The following is a 16123-nucleotide window of genomic DNA, read 5'->3' on the forward strand; positions in this document are numbered from 1 at the left end:
TTGGCGCTTTAGAAAGGCTGTCCCATCCGCTGCTCGGTCGCCTCATCCGCCCGCGCCACTAGCCCGCCGGCACGCGACAGCGTCACCGTGTAATGCCCCTGATCCACCAGCGGCAGATACACACCGCCGCCATAGACCGCATCGACCTCCGGCAGCCAGGTCATATAGTTCTTGCGTAGGTCGACGAGGTCCTCGGCACCGTCACGCAGATCGATCACCGTGCGTGGCGCATGTGCTTCCTGGTCCGTATCGTCGTAACGGCCGCTGAGGCGGTCCAACCGATAGAGTGGCGGCACGCCGGCCAGCACCGCCGGCAGTTTCCATTTCACCACCAGCGCTTCCAGCCGCCACGCGTCGCCGGAGACGGTCATGTGCTGCACGCTGCCGTCAGGCCGGTGCAAGGTCAGCGCCCATTGCTGCGGCGACAGGATGCGTGCGTCGATCTCGGCGACGGGCGTTTCCTCGTCCAGCAGGCGGTAGCCGTGAATCATCCAGCCGGTGCCGCCAAGCAGCAGCGTGAGTATGAATGCCACCAGCACCACCACGGCGCGGATGCCCGCCGAAAGGCGCAAACCCCGCTGCAGGCGATCGCGCAACACAAAAAGCTGCAGCAACGTCACCAGCAGCATGACTGCCGCAAGAATCAGCAGGATGGTCGATGGCCAACGCAGCCAGACACTCCAATCCATTGTTTTTTCCACCTCGACGAACACTACTGGCGCCTATGATAGCCAACCGCGCCAGCATGCTCGTTCTATACTCGCGCCGACCTGGCAGGAATTCTCACTATGCGTCGTTCACTTTCACTGGTTTCGCTTTGTGCCGTGGCGCTTGCCCTGGCGGGCTGCGGCAACAAGGGACCGCTTTATATGCCGGCCAAGCCGGCCACACCTGCGGCAGCACCCGCCAAACCTGCGGCACCTGCGCCGGCGACCAGCACGGTCAAGCCCGCTTCCGCCAGCAGCTCGCTCTGAGCCGACGGTGAGTTTGCGCTTCACCAAGATGCACGGGCTGGGCAACGATTTTGTCGTGATCGACGGCCGGGCTCCCGATTTCGAACTCGATGTGGCGCGGGTTCGCGCGATCGGCGATCGCTATCGCGGCGTGGGTTTCGATCAGCTGCTGACGATCGAGCCGGCGCGCGATCCGTCCTGCGCGTTCTACTACGGCATCTGGAACACCGACGGTTCACTGGCCGGGCAGTGCGGCAACGGGGTGCGCTGTGTTGCCGCGTGGCTTTATCGCGCCGGGCTGATGTCGATGGGCGACGAGGCACGACTGGAGAGCCCCTCGGGCCCGGTGTCGGTCAAATTGCTGACAGCGACGCGTGTATCGGTGGATATGGGCGAACCCGATTTCGATCCGAAGGCCTCGCATTTCGACGGCGGCGCACCGACGATCGGCGTGACGCTCGGTCAATCTCCGGGGCCGCTGGCCGGCACGGTGGTCGAGTTTGGCGTGGTGTCGATGGGCAACCCGCATGCGGTGGTCACCGTGGACGATCTCCGTGATCCGATGCTGGAAACCGTCGGACCCGCGCTGACCACACATCCGCGCTTCGCCGACGGCGTCAATGCCGGTTTCGTGCACAAGCTGGCCCGCGACCACCTGCAACTGCGCGTTCATGAACGCGGTGCCGGCTGGACCCAGGCTTGCGGCACCGGCGCCTGCGCGGCCATGGCGGTGCTCCACCAGCGCGGCGAAGTGGACGACAGCGTGCAGGTCGACCTGCCGGGCGGCAGCCTGCGCATCGACTGGGCTGGCCCCGGCCACACCTTATGGATGACCGGCCCGGCCACCTTCGTCTTCGAGGGTGAATGGCTGGATATGGACCTAAGCGATTGATGCCCGGCATCGACTCGTCGCACACTCCGGCTGTGCGCCCCCTCCGCACGGTATTTGAGGACAAGGCATGACCGACACGGCACTCGTGGATCCGCTACAAGCCAGCGACGTGGCCGCTTATCTCAAGCGTCACCCCGACTTTCTCACCGACTATCCCGAATTGGCTGCCCAGCTGCAGCTGCCGCGCGAGCAGGGCCAGGTCGCCTCGCTGGCGACTTATCAGCTGCAGAACCTGCGCGAGAAGAACGCCGAGCTCGAGCGGCGCATGGCCGAGTTCATCGCGGTGGCGGCAGAGAACGAACAACTGATGCAGCGCGTGCACGAGCTGAACGTGGCGGTGCTGCGCGCACGTACACCTGCCGTGGCCGCTCGCAGCGTGATCGCTACGCTGAGCGAAGACTTCCACACCGAACAGGTACGCCTGATGCTGTTCGGCGACGCCGCGCTGCCGCCGGCCGACTGGTTGGTGCTCGAACCCGGCGGCCGTGCGTCGATACCGGAGTTCGCCGACTTCCTCGCCCATCACGAACCGATCTCCGGTCGCCTGACCCAGGAGCGCCTGCAACGCCTGTTCGGCCAGCACGCCAGTGAGATTCGTTCGGCCGCGGTGATGCCGCTGGGTGAGCTGGGATTGCTTGCGATCGGCAGCAAGGACCCGGATCATTTCCAGCCCGGCATGGGGACGGTGTTCCTCAAGATGATCGCCGCCACGGTGACCGCCGCCCTGGCACGTACGCAGGACGTCGTCTGACGCGCGTGCCCGGATGAAGCCCAGCGAGCACGTGGAAGCCTGGCTCGGCCGACTCGCCGGCGAGCGCAAGGCTTCTACGCATACCGTCGATGGCTATCGGCGCGACCTGGCGAAATTGCTGCGCTATATGGAAGCGCAGCAGATCGAGCAGTTCGACACACTCGATTCGCATCGCATGCGCAGTTTCGTCGCTGCCGAACACCGCGGCGGCCTGTCGCCGAAAAGCCTGCAACGCCTGTTGTCGTCGTGCCGCAGCCTGTTCCGCCAGCTCAATCGCGAAGGCACGCTGAGTCACGATCCCACGGCTGGCGTGCGTGGGCCAAAGGTGCACCGCAAGCTGCCGCAGGTACTGGACGTGGACGAAGCGACCACGCTGGTCGAGGCCGACAGCGGCGGCAGCCTGGGCGTGCGTGACCGCGCGATGCTGGAGCTGTTTTATTCCTCGGGCCTGCGTCTGTCCGAACTGATTGGCCTGCGCTGGATCGACCTCAATCTCGACGATGGCGAAGTGCGCGTGCTCGGCAAAGGCAGCAAGACGCGCATCGTGCCGGTGGGTCGGCATGCCATTACCGCGCTGCGTGCGCTGGGCGAATTGGAAGGCCGTGTGCCCGAGTCACCGATCTTCCGCGGCCGCGGCGGTGCCCCGATCAGTCCGCGTACTGTGCAAGCGCGGCTGAAACATCTGGCACTGGCGAACGGTTTCGCCAAGCATGTGCACCCGCATCTGCTTCGCCATACCTTCGCCAGCCATATGCTCGAATCGTCCGGCGATCTGCGCGCGGTGCAGGAGCTGCTCGGCCACGCCGATATCGCTACCACGCAGATCTATACGCACCTGGATTTTCAGCACCTGGCGAAGGTGTATGACGCGGCGCATCCGCGGGCGAAGAAGCGCTAGAACGGCTCGGATAACGACCGACGTTTACGTTTATGGCCGGTCGCGACTTCAGTCGCGACCGCCTCGTGACGGGATAGCGAAGCATCTGATCGCGGTTGTCCCCGCAACCATTGAACCGCCAGCAGGCACCCCCACCTCATCGGTTCAAGTCTTCGGAGCGACCTCATGGAATCCTTCCACGCCACCACCATCGTTTCGGTCCGCCGCAACGGCCGCGTCGTCATCGGCGGCGACGGTCAGGTCACGTTGGGCAATACCGTGATGAAGGCCAATGCACGCAAGATCCGCCGCCTGGGCAAGAACGGCGACGTGATCGCCGGATTTGCCGGCGCCACGGCCGATGCATTCACCTTGTTCGAGCTGTTCGAGGAAAAACTCGCCAAGCACAGCGCCAACCTGACGCGCGCCGCGGTCGAACTGGCCAAGGAATGGCGTACCGATCGCCGCCTGGGCCGCCTCGAGGCGATGCTGGCGGTGGCCGACAAGGATGCCTCGCTGCTGATTTCCGGCAACGGCGATGTGCTGGAACCGGAGCACGGCCTGATCGCCATCGGCTCAGGCGGCCCCTTCGCGCAATCGGCCGCGCTCGCGCTGATGGAAAACACCGAGATGGATGCGCGCGTCATCGTCGAAAAGGCACTGAAGATCGCTGGCGACATCTGTATCTACACCAATCACAACACGACGATCGAAGAACTTTGACGTGAGCGGTCTCCCCTCGCTCCCCATTCCCTGTTCCCCGAGCTAAAGCCATGTCCGAACTCACTCCCCGCGAAATCGTCAACGAACTCGATCGCTACATCATCGGTCAGCACGACGCCAAGCGCGCCGTCGCGATCGCGCTGCGCAACCGTTGGCGCCGCATGCAGCTGGAGCCGAGCCTGCGCGACGAGGTCACGCCGAAGAACATCCTGATGATCGGCCCGACCGGCGTCGGCAAGACCGAAATCGCACGCCGCCTCGCCACGCTGGCGAATGCGCCGTTCGTGAAAGTCGAGGCGACCAAGTTCACCGAGGTGGGCTATGTCGGCAAGGACGTCGAGTCGATCGTGCGCGACCTGGTCGACGTGGCCTACAAGCTCACTCGCGAGCAGGCGATGAAGCGCGTGCGCACCCAGGCCGAAGACCGTGCCGAGGATCGCATTCTCGACGCGCTGTTGCCGCGCCGCCAGTCGCCCAGCGACTGGAGCCACGATCCGGCACCGGCCATCGATAGCGATACCCGCCAGAAACTGCGCAAGCAGTTGCGCGAGGGCGCGCTGGACGAGCGCGAGATCGAGCTCGATTTCGCCATGAATGTCGGCGTCGAGATCATGTCGCCGCCCGGCATGGAGGAAATGGGCCAACAGCTGCGCCAGATGTTCCAGAACATGGGCGGCGCCAAGACCCAGCAACGCAAGCTGTCGATCAAGGCCGCGCGCCCGCTGCTGATCGACGAAGAAGCCGGCAAGCTGCTCAACGACGAAGAAATTCGCGCACAGGCCGTCGAGGCGGCCGAGCAGAATGGCATCGTCTTTATCGACGAGATCGACAAGATCGCCCAGCGTTCGGAGTGGGGCGGGGCCGGCGTCAGCCGTGAAGGCGTGCAGCGCGACCTGCTGCCGCTGGTCGAAGGCTCCACCGTGTCGACCAAGTACGGCCCGATCAAGACCGACCACGTGCTGTTCATCGCCTCGGGTGCGTTCTCGCTGGCCAAGCCGTCGGACCTGATCCCGGAGCTGCAGGGTCGTCTGCCGATCCGCGTCGAGCTGTCAGCGCTGTCGGTCGGCGACTTCAAGCGCATCCTGCGCGAGCCACACAGCGCACTGACCAAACAGTACGTCGCCCTGCTCGGCACGGAAGGTGTCAGCCTGGAATTCACCGACTCCGGCGTGGATCGCCTGGCCGAGGTCGCCTTCCAGGTGAACGAGCGCACCGAGAACATCGGCGCCCGCCGCCTGCACACGGTCATGGAGCGGCTTTTGGAAAAGATCTCCTACGAAGCTGCAGACAAGTCCGGCGAAAAGTACACAATCGACGCCGAATATGTAGACAAGAACCTCGGTACCCTGGTCAAGGACGAAGACCTCAGCCGCTACATCCTCTAAGCCCTGCGGGCATTGTCGCAAGTCATTGTTTGTAAAAGCTTAAGTACCGAACTTTCTTGCCCGTTAGCCGGCCCTAACAAGCCGGCGACCCCCCTCTGGTAAAATTGCGCCCATGGGCAAGATCATCGAACTGAAGACCACTGGGCAGCGCGCGCAACTGCGCGAGGCCCAGGAAAACCGCCAGCTGGTCAGGCTATGGCGTGAAGAACTCGAACACGGCAGCTTCTGCGGATACGTCGGCGGCGTCGGGCGCGAGTTCTTTCTGCTGTGGGTGGTGGGCGACACCATCACCTACGACGGCATCTACATCATGCGTCACCGGGATGTCAGCGAACTGGAAGTCCCGGACAAGCACGCCTTGTTCATGGAGAAGGCACTGACCCTGAAGGGGCTGACGCCGACTCTGCCGCAGAACTTCCCGTTGGATAACATCCGCGAGGTCGTCGAAGCGGCGGCCCGTCAGTCGGCGGTGATCGGCGTACATGTCGATAGCGAGGAAGAGGCCGAGGTCTGCTACATCGGCAAGCTGGTCAGCGTCGAGGAAGACGGTTTCAACATGCAGGAAATCAGCCCCGACGCGGAGTGGCTGCGCGAGGCGTCGTTCTTCTCCTGGGACGAGGTGTCCACCGTCAGCATCGAAGACGGTTATGCGCAGTCCCTGCTTGCCGTTGCCGGTACCGCGCCGCCGATCGAACAAGGTTCCGGCTTGGGGTTGGCGCACGAGTAAGCTTCGGCAACATCCACATCGACAAAGAGGCGGTCCATGCGTATTCGAACTTTCATCCTCGTTCCGCTGGCCGCCTTTCTTGTATGTGCCGCCCACGCCCAGGTCTATCGGGGTAACGCCATGCCCGCCGATGCGGCACCCAGCGCCAAGCAATTGATCGTCACCTACAAGGACGGTCCCAAATCCGCTGCAGCGCAGGCGGCGAACGCAAAAGTGGGCACGATTTTCGTACGGCCGATGGGTTCGGGTGACGCCGCCGTTGTCACGCTACCGCCCGATGCGGATATCGATCAGGCCATCGCTGCGTTTCAAGCGCAGCCCGGCGTGACGCATGTGGAAGTCAACGCGCGCAAGACCGTCGATCCGCTTCGCGGTCCGAAACTGGATAAATAACTCGCGTCGTAAATTCATACTCGTGCAACGCCGTTGCCCGTGCGACGTTCTTGCGTCGCATGCGTTGGTATGATCCGCGCGTAGCCTAACGCGTAGGAGAGCCACGCATGCTCGGTGTCAACGGTCGGTCGCGCTTCCTCCAAGCCTTGCGTGTCGTCGGCGCACTCGGCGTGATCGTTGCGATCGCCGGCTGCAGCATGATCTCCAGGCGCCACCAACGCCCCGATGATTTCGCGGTGAAATACGCCAAATCCACCGGCGTGATTTCATCACCGAACTGGTCCCGCTATGCCGTCGACATCGACGCCAAAGGCAAGAAGACCATCCAGTCGGGATCGCACAATGGCGACGTCAACAAGACGGTGCAACTGAGCCCTGCGGAGTACGACAGCTTCTACGCTGCGCTGCGCAGCGACGGCGCATTCGACGATCTCTCCGATAACCCGCCTTGCCCAGGTCCTACGACGGGCTACGAAGACCTGTCGTTCTTCGCCAACGGCAACTACGTTTCGATTCCGCTTTGTTCGACGTCCAAGAAGAAGCAGAAGAAGATCGACAAGGTTTGGCAGGATGTGCGGGCTGTGGTGGGAGAGCCATGACCGGCTCTAAATCGTTCGGGTGAAGCTACCTCGAACATTTAAGAACCATCTCCTATTCGTCATTCCGGCGAAGGCCGGAATCCAAACCTCAACGTTAATGCCTGCGACATCTCGTCTGACAAGCGAAGACAGTGGAATGGATCCCGGCCTTCGCCGGGATGACGATGGAAACTGAGCTAGTTCTACAAAACCCCGCCAGGCCTTATTTACCCGACGCATCACCCTTCACCTGCCCCTGAAAGAAATTCTCGATCAGGTGATAAACGTGCACGCGCTGCCCCGGCAGATTCAATCCATGCTTCGCACCCGGGTACGCCATGAACTCGAACTGCGTACCACGTTTCTGCAACTCCGCCATCAGCTTGGTCGAATTGACGAACAACACATTGTCATCAGCCATGCCGTGCACGAGATAGAGCTTTGACGTGAGGCCATCGAGCCACGCAAACGGAGAGCTGCGCGTGTAGCCGGCTTCGTTGTCTTGCGGACGACCAAGGTAACGCTCGGTGTAGAACGTATCGTAAAGATGCCAATCGGTAACGGGTGCGACGGCAACGCCGCCGGCGATTTCGTTCGATGCCTTGCTCAGCATCATCGTGGTCATGTAGCCGCCGTAACTCCAGCCGAACACGCCGATGCGATTGCCATCCACCCACGGCTGCGATTTCAGCCAATGAATGCCGGCAAGCTGGTCGTCGACTTCAACCGCACCGAGCTGCTGGTAGATCGGATCTTCGAACTTGCGGCCACGACGGGCCATGCCGCGGTTGTCGAGGGTGAAGACGACGAAACCCTGGTTGGCCATGTACTGGTTGAAGTAATCACCCCAGCTATCGACCACCAGCTGCGCATGCGGGCCGCCGTAGTACGCATCGAATACCGGATACTTCTTGCTCGGATCGAAACCCGCCGGCTTGTAGATGCGGTAGTAAAGCGTTTGGCCGTCCGAACTGGTAATGGTGCCGAATTCGGGTTTGATCAGACTGTCGCGATAGGGCCAGAACGGATGCTTCTCATCGAGCGAGTTCTGTTCGATCCAGCTGATCAACGTGCCGTCTGGCTTGTGCACGCTTACCTGCGGTGGCGTCTGCGAGTTGGAGAACGTATCTAGGTAGAACGCCGCATCGTGCGAGAACTCCGCCTGATGCGTGCCGTTGCCCTGGCTGATGCGCGCAGGCGCCGTCGCGTTGCTCCCATCGAGCTTGAGTTCGTAGACCTGACGATCGGGTACAAACTCGCGGTTCGAGCTGACATAGACCTTGCCGGCTTTTTCATCCACCGCCAGTACGCCGTCGAGCTGCCAGTCGCCCTGGCTCACCGGGTGCTTGAGCTTGCCGTCGATGCCATACAAGTAGAGGTGATGGTAGCCGCTGCGCTCGCTGCCCCACAGGAAACTCTTGCCGTCCTTGAGGAAGGTGAGGTCGTTGTTGAGATTGATCCAGGTCGGGCTGGTCTCGGTGACGAGCACGCGCTGCGCCAGCGTTTTGGCGTCGACCAGCCGCAGCTCCAGTTTTTGCTGACTGCGCGGCATCCACTGATAGCTCAGATGTTTCGCATCGGGTAGCCATTTCACGCGGGTGAGGTAACTGTCGGTGTCCGTGCCCAGGTCGATCCAGCGCGCCTGGCCACCGGCTGGCGCCACCAAGCCCAGCTTGACCAGCACATTCGGGTCGCCGGCAGCGGGGTAGCGCTGGTCGATCACATCGGTGCGATCGGCGTAGACCTCGGTACGCTTGACCGTGGGCACCTTGGATTCGTCGTAACGCTCGAACGCAATCTGGCTGTCGTCCGGTGCCCACCAGTAGCCCTCGCTGCGCTCCATTTCTTCTTGTGCAACGAACTCGGCCTCACCGTTGTGCACCGCACCCCCACCGTCGTGCGTCAGCTGGTGCGCGTTACCGCTGGCCAGATCGATCACCCACAGGTTCTGGTCACGCACATAGGACACATAGTGGCCCTTGGGCGAAATGCGCGGATCGATCACGTCGCCGCCGGTGTCGAGCTGGCGCGGTGCCGGCTTATCGGCGGCAAGGTCGTAGAGATAGAGCTTGCCGCCGATGGGGAACAGCAGCTGCTTGCCGTCCGGCGACCACTGATAGGTCAGGATGCCGTGCAGGCCGGCCGTGCGGGCCCGTTCGCGGCGTGCCTTTTCGGCATCGGACAGGTGCTCGCCCTGCGGCTCGAGCTTCTTGGAGTCGACCAGGAGATGCGTGCTGTTGTCCTTGATGCGGTATTCCCACAGATCGAGCTGATTCTGGTCGTCGGGCTTGGCGCGCAGGAAGGTGACGCGGGAGCCATCGGGCGAGATCTGCAGGCCGCGGGGCGCGGGACCGGCGAGGTTGCCGCCGTCGAAGATCCGTTCGATCGTCAGTTTTTCAGCCATCGCGGGACCAGCCATCGTCATCAAAGCCGCAAACAAGAGAGCGCGCATAGAGAACATCCTGATAAAGCGCCAACACAAAAGATCGAAAGATTAAAACGCGTTGTGTGACGCAATACCAGTATGTTTTCGCAATGGATCACACTCAGGCTTGCGGCTTGGCACCCTGGCCGAACAGCACTTTGCGTGCTTCTTCGTCCTTGGTCAGGTCGAATCCGTTTCGAATCGGCTCGCCTAGCGCATAGGCACGTTGCGTGGCCGGGCGGGCGGCAATGGTGTCGAACCATGCTTTGAGATGGGGGAAGTCGGCCAGGTCCATACCCTGCGCCTCGTGCGACACGGTCCACGGATAGGCCGCCATATCGGCGATGGTGTAGTCGTCGCCGGCAATAAAGGCACGGCCGTCCAGACGCTTGTTCAGCACGCCATAGAGACGGCGCGTTTCATTGACGTAGCGATCGATCGCGTAAGGAATCTTTTCCGGCGCGTAGCGATTGAAGTGGTGGTTCTGACCGAGCATCGGCCCCAACCCGCCCACCTGCCAGTACAGCCATTCCAGCACCGCGTAGCGTGCGCGGGTGTCGGTCGGGAGGAATTTACCGGTCTTGCCGGCCAGGTATTCGAGAATCGCGCCCGATTCGAACACGCTCAGCGGACCCTGGCCATCCGCCGGCTCGGTGTCGACGATGGCCGGCATGCGATTGTTCGGCGAGATCGCCAGGAAGGCTGGCTCGAACTGATCGCCCTTGCCGATGTTCACCGGTTTGATCGCATAGGGCAGGCCGCTTTCTTCCAGGAACATGGTGATCTTGTGGCCGTTGGGCGTGGGCCAGTAATACAGCTCGATCATGGGAAACCTTTAAAAAGAACGGACGGATCTCTGATTTTCGGGGCGTTGCACCGGCTTTCAAGCGAGAGAACGTCAACGCCGGCCGCGGGCGAGGCGTTGAGCCGTGGACCCAACCCAAAGGATCGGTCCGATGAAACGCTTGATACTCGCGTCGCTCTCCCTGGCTTTCGGCCTCGCCGCCGTTCCTGCGCTGGCCCAGGACAGTGCACCGGCCGGCCACGCTCAAGGCCAGCACATGGACCCGCAGCAGCAGCTGCAAAAGCTCAGCAAACGCCTGCAGCTGACCGCCGATCAACAGAGCAAGATCGGCGCGATCCTGCAGGACCGCCAACAGCAGGTGCAGTCCATCCGCGGCGACAGCAGCCTGAAGCCGGTCGACAAGCGCGCCAAGCTGAAGTCCTTGATGGAAAGCTCGCAAAGCAGCATCAGTGCCGTGCTGACCGACCAGCAACGCCAGCGCTGGACGGATATGCGCGAGAAAATGATGGAGCGGCGTGAAGCAAAACAGGATGGCCAGGCGGCACCGGCCAGCGGCAAGTAGTCAGATCTCCGAGAAACGTCGAACAGGAAAAGGGGGTTTGTCTCTCTTAGTATCTGTTTGAAAAAGCACCCTTTTGACGATCGGATCGCGCAGGATCGCGTATCCTGCGCGGTCTCTTAAATTCGTTCAAAGGAACCACATGACCCGTGTCGTCGTGGTTGGCAGCATCAATATGGATCTCGTCACCCTGGCGCCGCGCTTCGCCGGTCCGGGCGAGACCCTGCTCGGCGAGCGCTTTCTCACCCTGCAGGGTGGCAAGGGCGCCAATCAGGCCGTAGCCGCTGCCCGTCTGGGTGCCGAGGTGACGATGGTCGGTGCGGTTGGCGACGATGCTTTCGGCGATCAGCTGCGGGAAGGGCTGCAGCGTGAAGGCATCGCGCTCGATCACCTGCACCGTATCGACGATTGCGGTAGCGGTACCGCCTCGATCACTGTGGCCGGCGGCGAAAACCAGATCGTCATCGTCCCCGCAGCCAATGCCCGCCTGACACCCGCTCACGTCGAGCAGGCAAGTGACGCCATCGCGCGTGCCGATGCCGTGCTGGTCCAGCTGGAATCGCCGCTGGAAACGGTCGAGGCCACGTTGCGGATGGGCCAACGCCTCGGTGTGCCGGTCATCCTCAATCCCGCGCCGGCCCAGCCCTTGCCGCTGGACTGGCTCAAGCTCGCACGCTTCGTCACGCCCAATCAACATGAATTGGCGATCCTGCTCGGAGCCGATCCCAACGAAGACTTCCGCGAACTGATGCGCCGAACGCCTTGTCCTGTTGTGCTTACCCGTGGCGCCGACGGCGCCTGGTATCGCGATGGCGGCGAACCCCAATCGCAGGGCGGCTTCAGCGTCGATGTGGTCGACAGTACCGGTGCGGGCGATACCTTCAACGCTGCGCTTGCTGTGTTTCTCAAGGACGACCTGGGTACCGCCGTACGCAAGGCCTGTGCGGCCGGCGCCTTGTCGGTCACCCAGTTAGGCGCACGCGACGGCATGCCGACCCTGGCTGCCCTGGACGCATTTCTGGAGCGGCAATCGTGAGGCGCCAAGGCCTGCTGCATGCCGAGCTCAACCGGGTGATTGCCGCGATGGGACATACCGACACCATCGTCATCGCCGACGTCGGCCTGCCAGTGCCTGCCGGTGTGCCGTGTATCGACCTGGCGCTCGTCGCAGGTACGCCACGCTTCGTTGACGTGTTCGACGCGGTCTATCGCGAACTCGCGGTGGAGCGCATCACCGTGGCGAGCGAAATCCATGCGCGCAACCCTTCGATGCTGGCGCTGGCGGAGCGATTGCGTGCCGATGGCCTCGCCGTAGATGAAATGGCTCACGAAGATTTCAAACGCGCCTGCGCCTTTGCGCGGGCCGTGGTACGTACCGGCGAAACGTCGCCTTACGCCAACGCGATCCTGCACGCCGGCGTCACTTTCTAAGCATTCCCATGACTACCAACCTGGTCAGCATGCACGGCATCCATAAGGCCTTTGGGCCGGTGCAGGTGCTGCGAGGCGTCGATTTCGAACTGCGTGTGGGTGAAGTCCACGCGCTGATGGGCGAGAACGGTGCCGGCAAATCCACCCTGATGAAGATCCTGACCGGGCAGTACCGGCCCGATCAAGGCGAGATTCGCGTCGATGGACAGGCGACGACGATCGGCTCGCCCACCGACGCCGAGAAACATGGCATCGCGATCATTCATCAGGAACTGAACCTGATCCCCAACCTGACCGTGGCCGAGAATCTTTTCCTCGGCCGCGAGCTGCGTCGCTTCGGCGTATTGCAACAACGCGCGATGCGAGCAAGAGCGCGCGAGTGGTTGGCTCGCGTCGGCATGCAGGCGTTGTCGCCCGATGCCAAGGTGGACACGCTGTCGGTCGGCCAACAGCAGATGGTGGAGATCGCCAAGGCGCTGGCGCAGAACGCGCGCGTGCTGATCATGGACGAGCCCACTGCCGCGCTGACCGAACGCGAGACGACGACGCTGTTCGCGTTGATTCGCGAACTGCGCGAAGGCGGCACCGGCATTGTCTACGTTTCGCATCGGATGGAAGAAATTTTCGCGCTGTGCGATCGGTTGTCGGTCTTGCGCGATGGCCAGTTCGTCGGCGTGCGCGACGTGGTTGGGCTGGATCTGGACGAAGTCGTGCGCATGATGGTTGGACGCAGTCTGGAAGCTCGCTTTCCCTCGCGTAGCGCCAAGCCGGGGGCCCGTGCGTATGACAGTGCATGGGTTGGGGGACGACTACCTCCGCGATATCAGCTTCGACGTGCGTGCCGGTGAAGTGTTTGGCGTGTCGGGCTTGATGGGTGCGGGTCGCACGGAACTCGCGCGCTTGTTGTTTGGGCTACGCAAGCCGCGGACCGGCAGCATCACCCTGGACGGCAAGCCATTGACCGTACGCAATCCAGTCCAGGCCATCGATGCCGGCATGGGATTCGTCACCGAAGACCGCAAGGGCCAGGGCCTGGTGTTGGATCTGTCGCTACGCGAGAACATCAGCCTGGCGCATATCCCGGCACGTCTGGGCGTGATCGATCGCGGCCGCGAGCGCACGCAGGCGCGCGAATTGATCGAGCAACTGCATATCCGTACCCGCGATATGGAACTGGACGTCCGCGCGCTTTCCGGCGGCAATCAACAGAAGGTAGTGCTGGCCAAATGGCTGGCGCTCAAACCAAGCGTGCTGCTGCTGGACGAACCCACGCGCGGCGTGGATATCGGCGGCAAGGCGGAGATCTACCAGATCATCAACCGCTTGGCCGAGCAAGGTGTGGCCATCGTGATGATTTCGTCGGAGCTACCCGAAGTGCTGGCGATGAGCGATCGCATCCTGGTGATGCATGAAGGGCGTGCGACCGCATTGCTGGAAGCTGCTGCCACCACGCAGGAAGAGATCATGCGTGCCGCCACTGGCGGGCATTGAAGAACGTTGTAGGAGCGACTTCAGTCGCGACCGTTCGCTCACATGTCGCGACTGAAGTCGCTCCTACAAGACTAGCTATCTATCGAGACTCCGAACATGACCGACGCAACCGCTCCAACGCCTCCCTCACGCTTCAGCCTGGATAACACGCTGACCCTCCTGCAGCGTCTGGGCTCGGTGATCGGTCTGGTGCTGCTGGTGATCGCACTCAGCATCCTGAGCCCCGATTTCCTGACCACCGGCAACTTGCTCACGGTGCTGCGCCAGGTGTCGATCAATGCCCTGATCGCCTTCGGCATGACCTTCGTGATCCTCACTGGCGGTATCGATCTGTCGGTCGGCGCCTTGCTCGCGTTTTCCGGCGCAGTTACCGCGGGTGTCATGGCAGCGGGGCAGAGCGCGGGGCTGGCCATCTGTGCCGGCCTGGGCATGGGTACCTTGCTGGGCCTGGTCAACGGCGTGCTGGTGTCGTGGGGTCGCGTCGCACCCTTCATCGCCACACTGGGCATGATGACGCTGGTGCGCGGCTTGACGCTTTCGTACACGCAAGGTCGTCCGATCAGTGTCTCCAATCCGCGGTTCGCGTTGCTTGGTGATGGTTATGTCGCCCACCTGATTCCCATCCCGGTGATCTGGATGTTCGTGCTGTTCGCGGTCTGTGGCTTTGTGCTGCGCGGTACCGTGTTCGGTCGACATATCTTCGCCATCGGCGGCAATGAAGAAGCCGCACGCTTGTCCGGCGTACGCGTCTGGGCGATCAAGCTCGGTGTCTACGGTCTGTCCGGCCTGCTTTCCGCTTTCGCCGGCATCGTGCTGACCTCGCGGCTTTATTCGGCACAGGCCACCGCGGGTAGCGGTTACGAACTCGATGCGATCGCCGCCGTCGTGCTCGGCGGCACCAGCCTGTCGGGCGGACGCGGTTGGTTGTTCGGCACTCTGGTCGGCGTACTGCTGATCGGTTTTCTCAACAACGGCTTGAACCTGCTGGGCGTATCGTCGTTCTACCAGCAGGTCGTGAAGGGCGCAGTCATCCTGATCGCTGTACTCATCGATCGCCGCAAATAGTCCCCAGACAATCCCCGTATTACCGAAGGAGTACCATCATGCGCACACTAAGGCTCATTGCCGCGGCCACATTCGTCGTCTTCGCTGCCGCCTGCAGTCAGCAGGGCCCGGGTGAAGCCTCCGCACCGGCTGCATCGTCGTCGAGCGCAGCGGGTGGCAACAAGACCATCGGTTTGGCCATCTCCACGCAGAACAACCCATTCTTTGTCGAGTTGAAGGACGGCGCGCAAAAAGCGGCAGCGGCCGCCGGCTTGCAGTTGGTCGTCGTCGATGCGCAGGACGATCCGGCCAGGCAGATTTCTGGCGTCGAAGACTTGATCCAGAAGAAGGTCGGCGTGATTCTGCTCAATCCGACTGATTCATCCGCGCTGGCTGGCGCCGTGCAATCGGCGAACAATGCGCATATCCCGGTGGTGACGCTGGATCGCGCCGTCGACGGAGCCAACGTCGCTTCGCACATCGCTTCTGACAATCTCGCCGGTGGTGCCATGGCGGCGAAGTTCCTGTCCGAACAGTTGCAGGGCAAGGGCAATGTGCTCGAGCTTCAAGGTGTGCCCGGTACCTCTGCCGCGCGCGATCGCGGTAAAGGTTTCGACGACGAAGCGCAGAAAGATGGCTTGAAGATCATTGCGCAGCAGCCGGCCAACTTCGATCGCGCGGATGGACTCTCGGTCACCGAAAACCTGTTGCAGGCGCATCCCGACGCCAATGCGATCTTTGCGCAGAACGACGAGATGGCATTGGGTGCGTTGCGCGCGCTCGATAGCGGCAAGCACGGCAATATCATCGTGGTCGCTTTCGATGGTACGCCAGACGGCATCAAGGCAGTGAAGGACGGCAAGATGGCCGCCACCGTCGCCCAACAGCCCGGCGAGATCGGTCGTCTCGGCGTGGAAACCGCTCAGAAGCTGCTGGGCAATCAGAGCGTGGACAAGAGCATCGCCGTGCCGCTGAAGCTGGTGACCAAGGACTCGGCCGACTGAGCTTTCCTGTTACCCCGCCGACGATACACGTCGGCGGGGCACGCCGCTGTTGGAACCGATGCCATTGGCATGGCTTAATGCCGAT

The 16123-nt window shown here is 62.4% G+C and carries 19 protein-coding genes; 16 read left to right on the plus strand and 3 right to left on the minus strand.

Annotated elements, in window-relative coordinates; translation table 11 throughout:
• Nucleotides 1–8 precede the first annotated feature (8 nt).
• The gene (locus QMG46_RS03795; RefSeq protein WP_281851145.1) at nt 9–689 is read right to left on the minus strand and encodes a hypothetical protein; all 681 of its coding nucleotides are present in this window, start codon (nt 687–689) and stop codon (nt 9–11) included.
• A 99-nt stretch (nt 690–788) separates the two neighbouring features.
• On the opposite strand from QMG46_RS03795, the gene QMG46_RS03800 reads away from it, so the two are divergent.
• From QMG46_RS03800 to QMG46_RS03840, 9 genes are all read left to right on the plus strand, one after another.
• Nucleotides 789–974, plus strand: coding sequence for an LPS translocon maturation chaperone LptM (locus QMG46_RS03800; RefSeq protein WP_281851146.1), 186 nt, complete (start codon nt 789–791; stop codon nt 972–974).
• Nucleotides 975–981: 7 nt separating this feature from the next.
• Nucleotides 982–1845 carry a diaminopimelate epimerase gene (gene dapF, locus QMG46_RS03805; RefSeq protein ID WP_281851147.1) on the plus strand — a complete coding sequence of 288 codons (864 nt, stop codon included), beginning with the start codon at nt 982–984 and terminating at the stop codon, nt 1843–1845.
• Nucleotides 1846–1912: 67 nt separating this feature from the next.
• Nucleotides 1913–2596 (plus strand): DUF484 family protein, encoded by a 684-nt coding sequence (locus QMG46_RS03810; protein ID WP_281851148.1) that lies wholly within the window; start codon nt 1913–1915, stop codon nt 2594–2596.
• A 13-nt stretch (nt 2597–2609) separates the two neighbouring features.
• Complete coding sequence (gene xerC, locus QMG46_RS03815) at nt 2610–3494, plus strand: tyrosine recombinase XerC (protein WP_281851149.1); 885 nt, start codon at nt 2610–2612, stop codon at nt 3492–3494.
• A 165-nt stretch (nt 3495–3659) separates the two neighbouring features.
• Nucleotides 3660–4196 (plus strand): ATP-dependent protease subunit HslV, encoded by a 537-nt coding sequence (gene hslV / locus QMG46_RS03820; protein ID WP_281851150.1) that lies wholly within the window; start codon nt 3660–3662, stop codon nt 4194–4196.
• Between the two features lie 50 nt (nt 4197–4246).
• Nucleotides 4247–5581, plus strand: coding sequence for an ATP-dependent protease ATPase subunit HslU (gene hslU / locus QMG46_RS03825; RefSeq protein WP_281851151.1), 1335 nt, complete (start codon nt 4247–4249; stop codon nt 5579–5581).
• Nucleotides 5582–5693: 112 nt separating this feature from the next.
• Complete coding sequence (locus QMG46_RS03830; protein WP_281851152.1) at nt 5694–6308, plus strand: hypothetical protein; 615 nt, start codon at nt 5694–5696, stop codon at nt 6306–6308.
• 36 nt (nt 6309–6344) lie between these two features.
• Nucleotides 6345–6701 (plus strand): S8 family serine peptidase, encoded by a 357-nt coding sequence (locus tag QMG46_RS03835; protein ID WP_281851154.1) that lies wholly within the window; start codon nt 6345–6347, stop codon nt 6699–6701.
• Between the two features lie 107 nt (nt 6702–6808).
• Nucleotides 6809–7300 (plus strand): hypothetical protein, encoded by a 492-nt coding sequence (locus tag QMG46_RS03840; protein WP_281851155.1) that lies wholly within the window; start codon nt 6809–6811, stop codon nt 7298–7300.
• A gap of 202 nt (nt 7301–7502) precedes the next feature.
• On the opposite strand, the gene QMG46_RS03845 is transcribed toward QMG46_RS03840, so the two are convergent.
• A complete protein-coding gene (locus tag QMG46_RS03845; protein WP_281851157.1) occupies nt 7503–9731 on the minus strand; it encodes a S9 family peptidase in 2229 nt (742 codons plus the stop codon).
• Nucleotides 9732–9825: 94 nt separating this feature from the next.
• Complete coding sequence (locus QMG46_RS03850) at nt 9826–10530, minus strand: glutathione binding-like protein (RefSeq protein ID WP_281851158.1); 705 nt, start codon at nt 10528–10530, stop codon at nt 9826–9828.
• A 130-nt stretch (nt 10531–10660) separates the two neighbouring features.
• Here QMG46_RS03850 and QMG46_RS03855 point away from each other — a divergent pair, with 130 nt between their 5' ends.
• The 7 genes from QMG46_RS03855 (at nt 10661) to rbsB (ending at nt 16038) form a co-directional block, all read left to right on the plus strand.
• Entirely contained in the window at nt 10661–11071 is a 411-nt protein-coding gene (locus QMG46_RS03855; RefSeq protein WP_281851159.1) for a hypothetical protein, read from the plus strand.
• 139 nt (nt 11072–11210) lie between these two features.
• Complete coding sequence (locus QMG46_RS03860) at nt 11211–12104, plus strand: ribokinase (protein WP_281851160.1); 894 nt, start codon at nt 11211–11213, stop codon at nt 12102–12104.
• Nucleotides 12101–12499, plus strand: coding sequence for a D-ribose pyranase (rbsD, locus tag QMG46_RS03865; RefSeq protein WP_281851162.1), 399 nt, complete (start codon nt 12101–12103; stop codon nt 12497–12499). The genes QMG46_RS03860 and rbsD overlap by 4 nt, the downstream gene beginning before the upstream one ends.
• A gap of 8 nt (nt 12500–12507) precedes the next feature.
• Nucleotides 12508–13347: a sugar ABC transporter ATP-binding protein gene (locus QMG46_RS03870; protein ID WP_281851163.1), complete on the plus strand. Its 840-nt coding sequence runs from the start codon at nt 12508–12510 to the stop codon at nt 13345–13347.
• On the plus strand, nt 13283–13990 hold the full coding sequence (locus QMG46_RS03875; RefSeq protein ID WP_281851164.1) for an ATP-binding cassette domain-containing protein: 708 nt from the start codon (nt 13283–13285) through the stop codon (nt 13988–13990). Before QMG46_RS03870 ends, QMG46_RS03875 begins: the two co-directional genes overlap by 65 nt.
• A 96-nt stretch (nt 13991–14086) precedes the next feature.
• Nucleotides 14087–15055: an ABC transporter permease gene (locus QMG46_RS03880; protein ID WP_281851165.1), complete on the plus strand. Its 969-nt coding sequence runs from the start codon at nt 14087–14089 to the stop codon at nt 15053–15055.
• A gap of 38 nt (nt 15056–15093) precedes the next feature.
• Nucleotides 15094–16038 (plus strand): ribose ABC transporter substrate-binding protein RbsB, encoded by a 945-nt coding sequence (gene rbsB / locus QMG46_RS03885; RefSeq protein ID WP_281851166.1) that lies wholly within the window; start codon nt 15094–15096, stop codon nt 16036–16038.
• The last annotated feature ends 85 nt before the right edge of the window (nt 16039–16123 follow it).

This window comes from Dyella sp. GSA-30, from assembly GCF_027924605.1.
Lineage (GTDB): Bacteria > Pseudomonadota > Gammaproteobacteria > Xanthomonadales > Rhodanobacteraceae > GSA-30.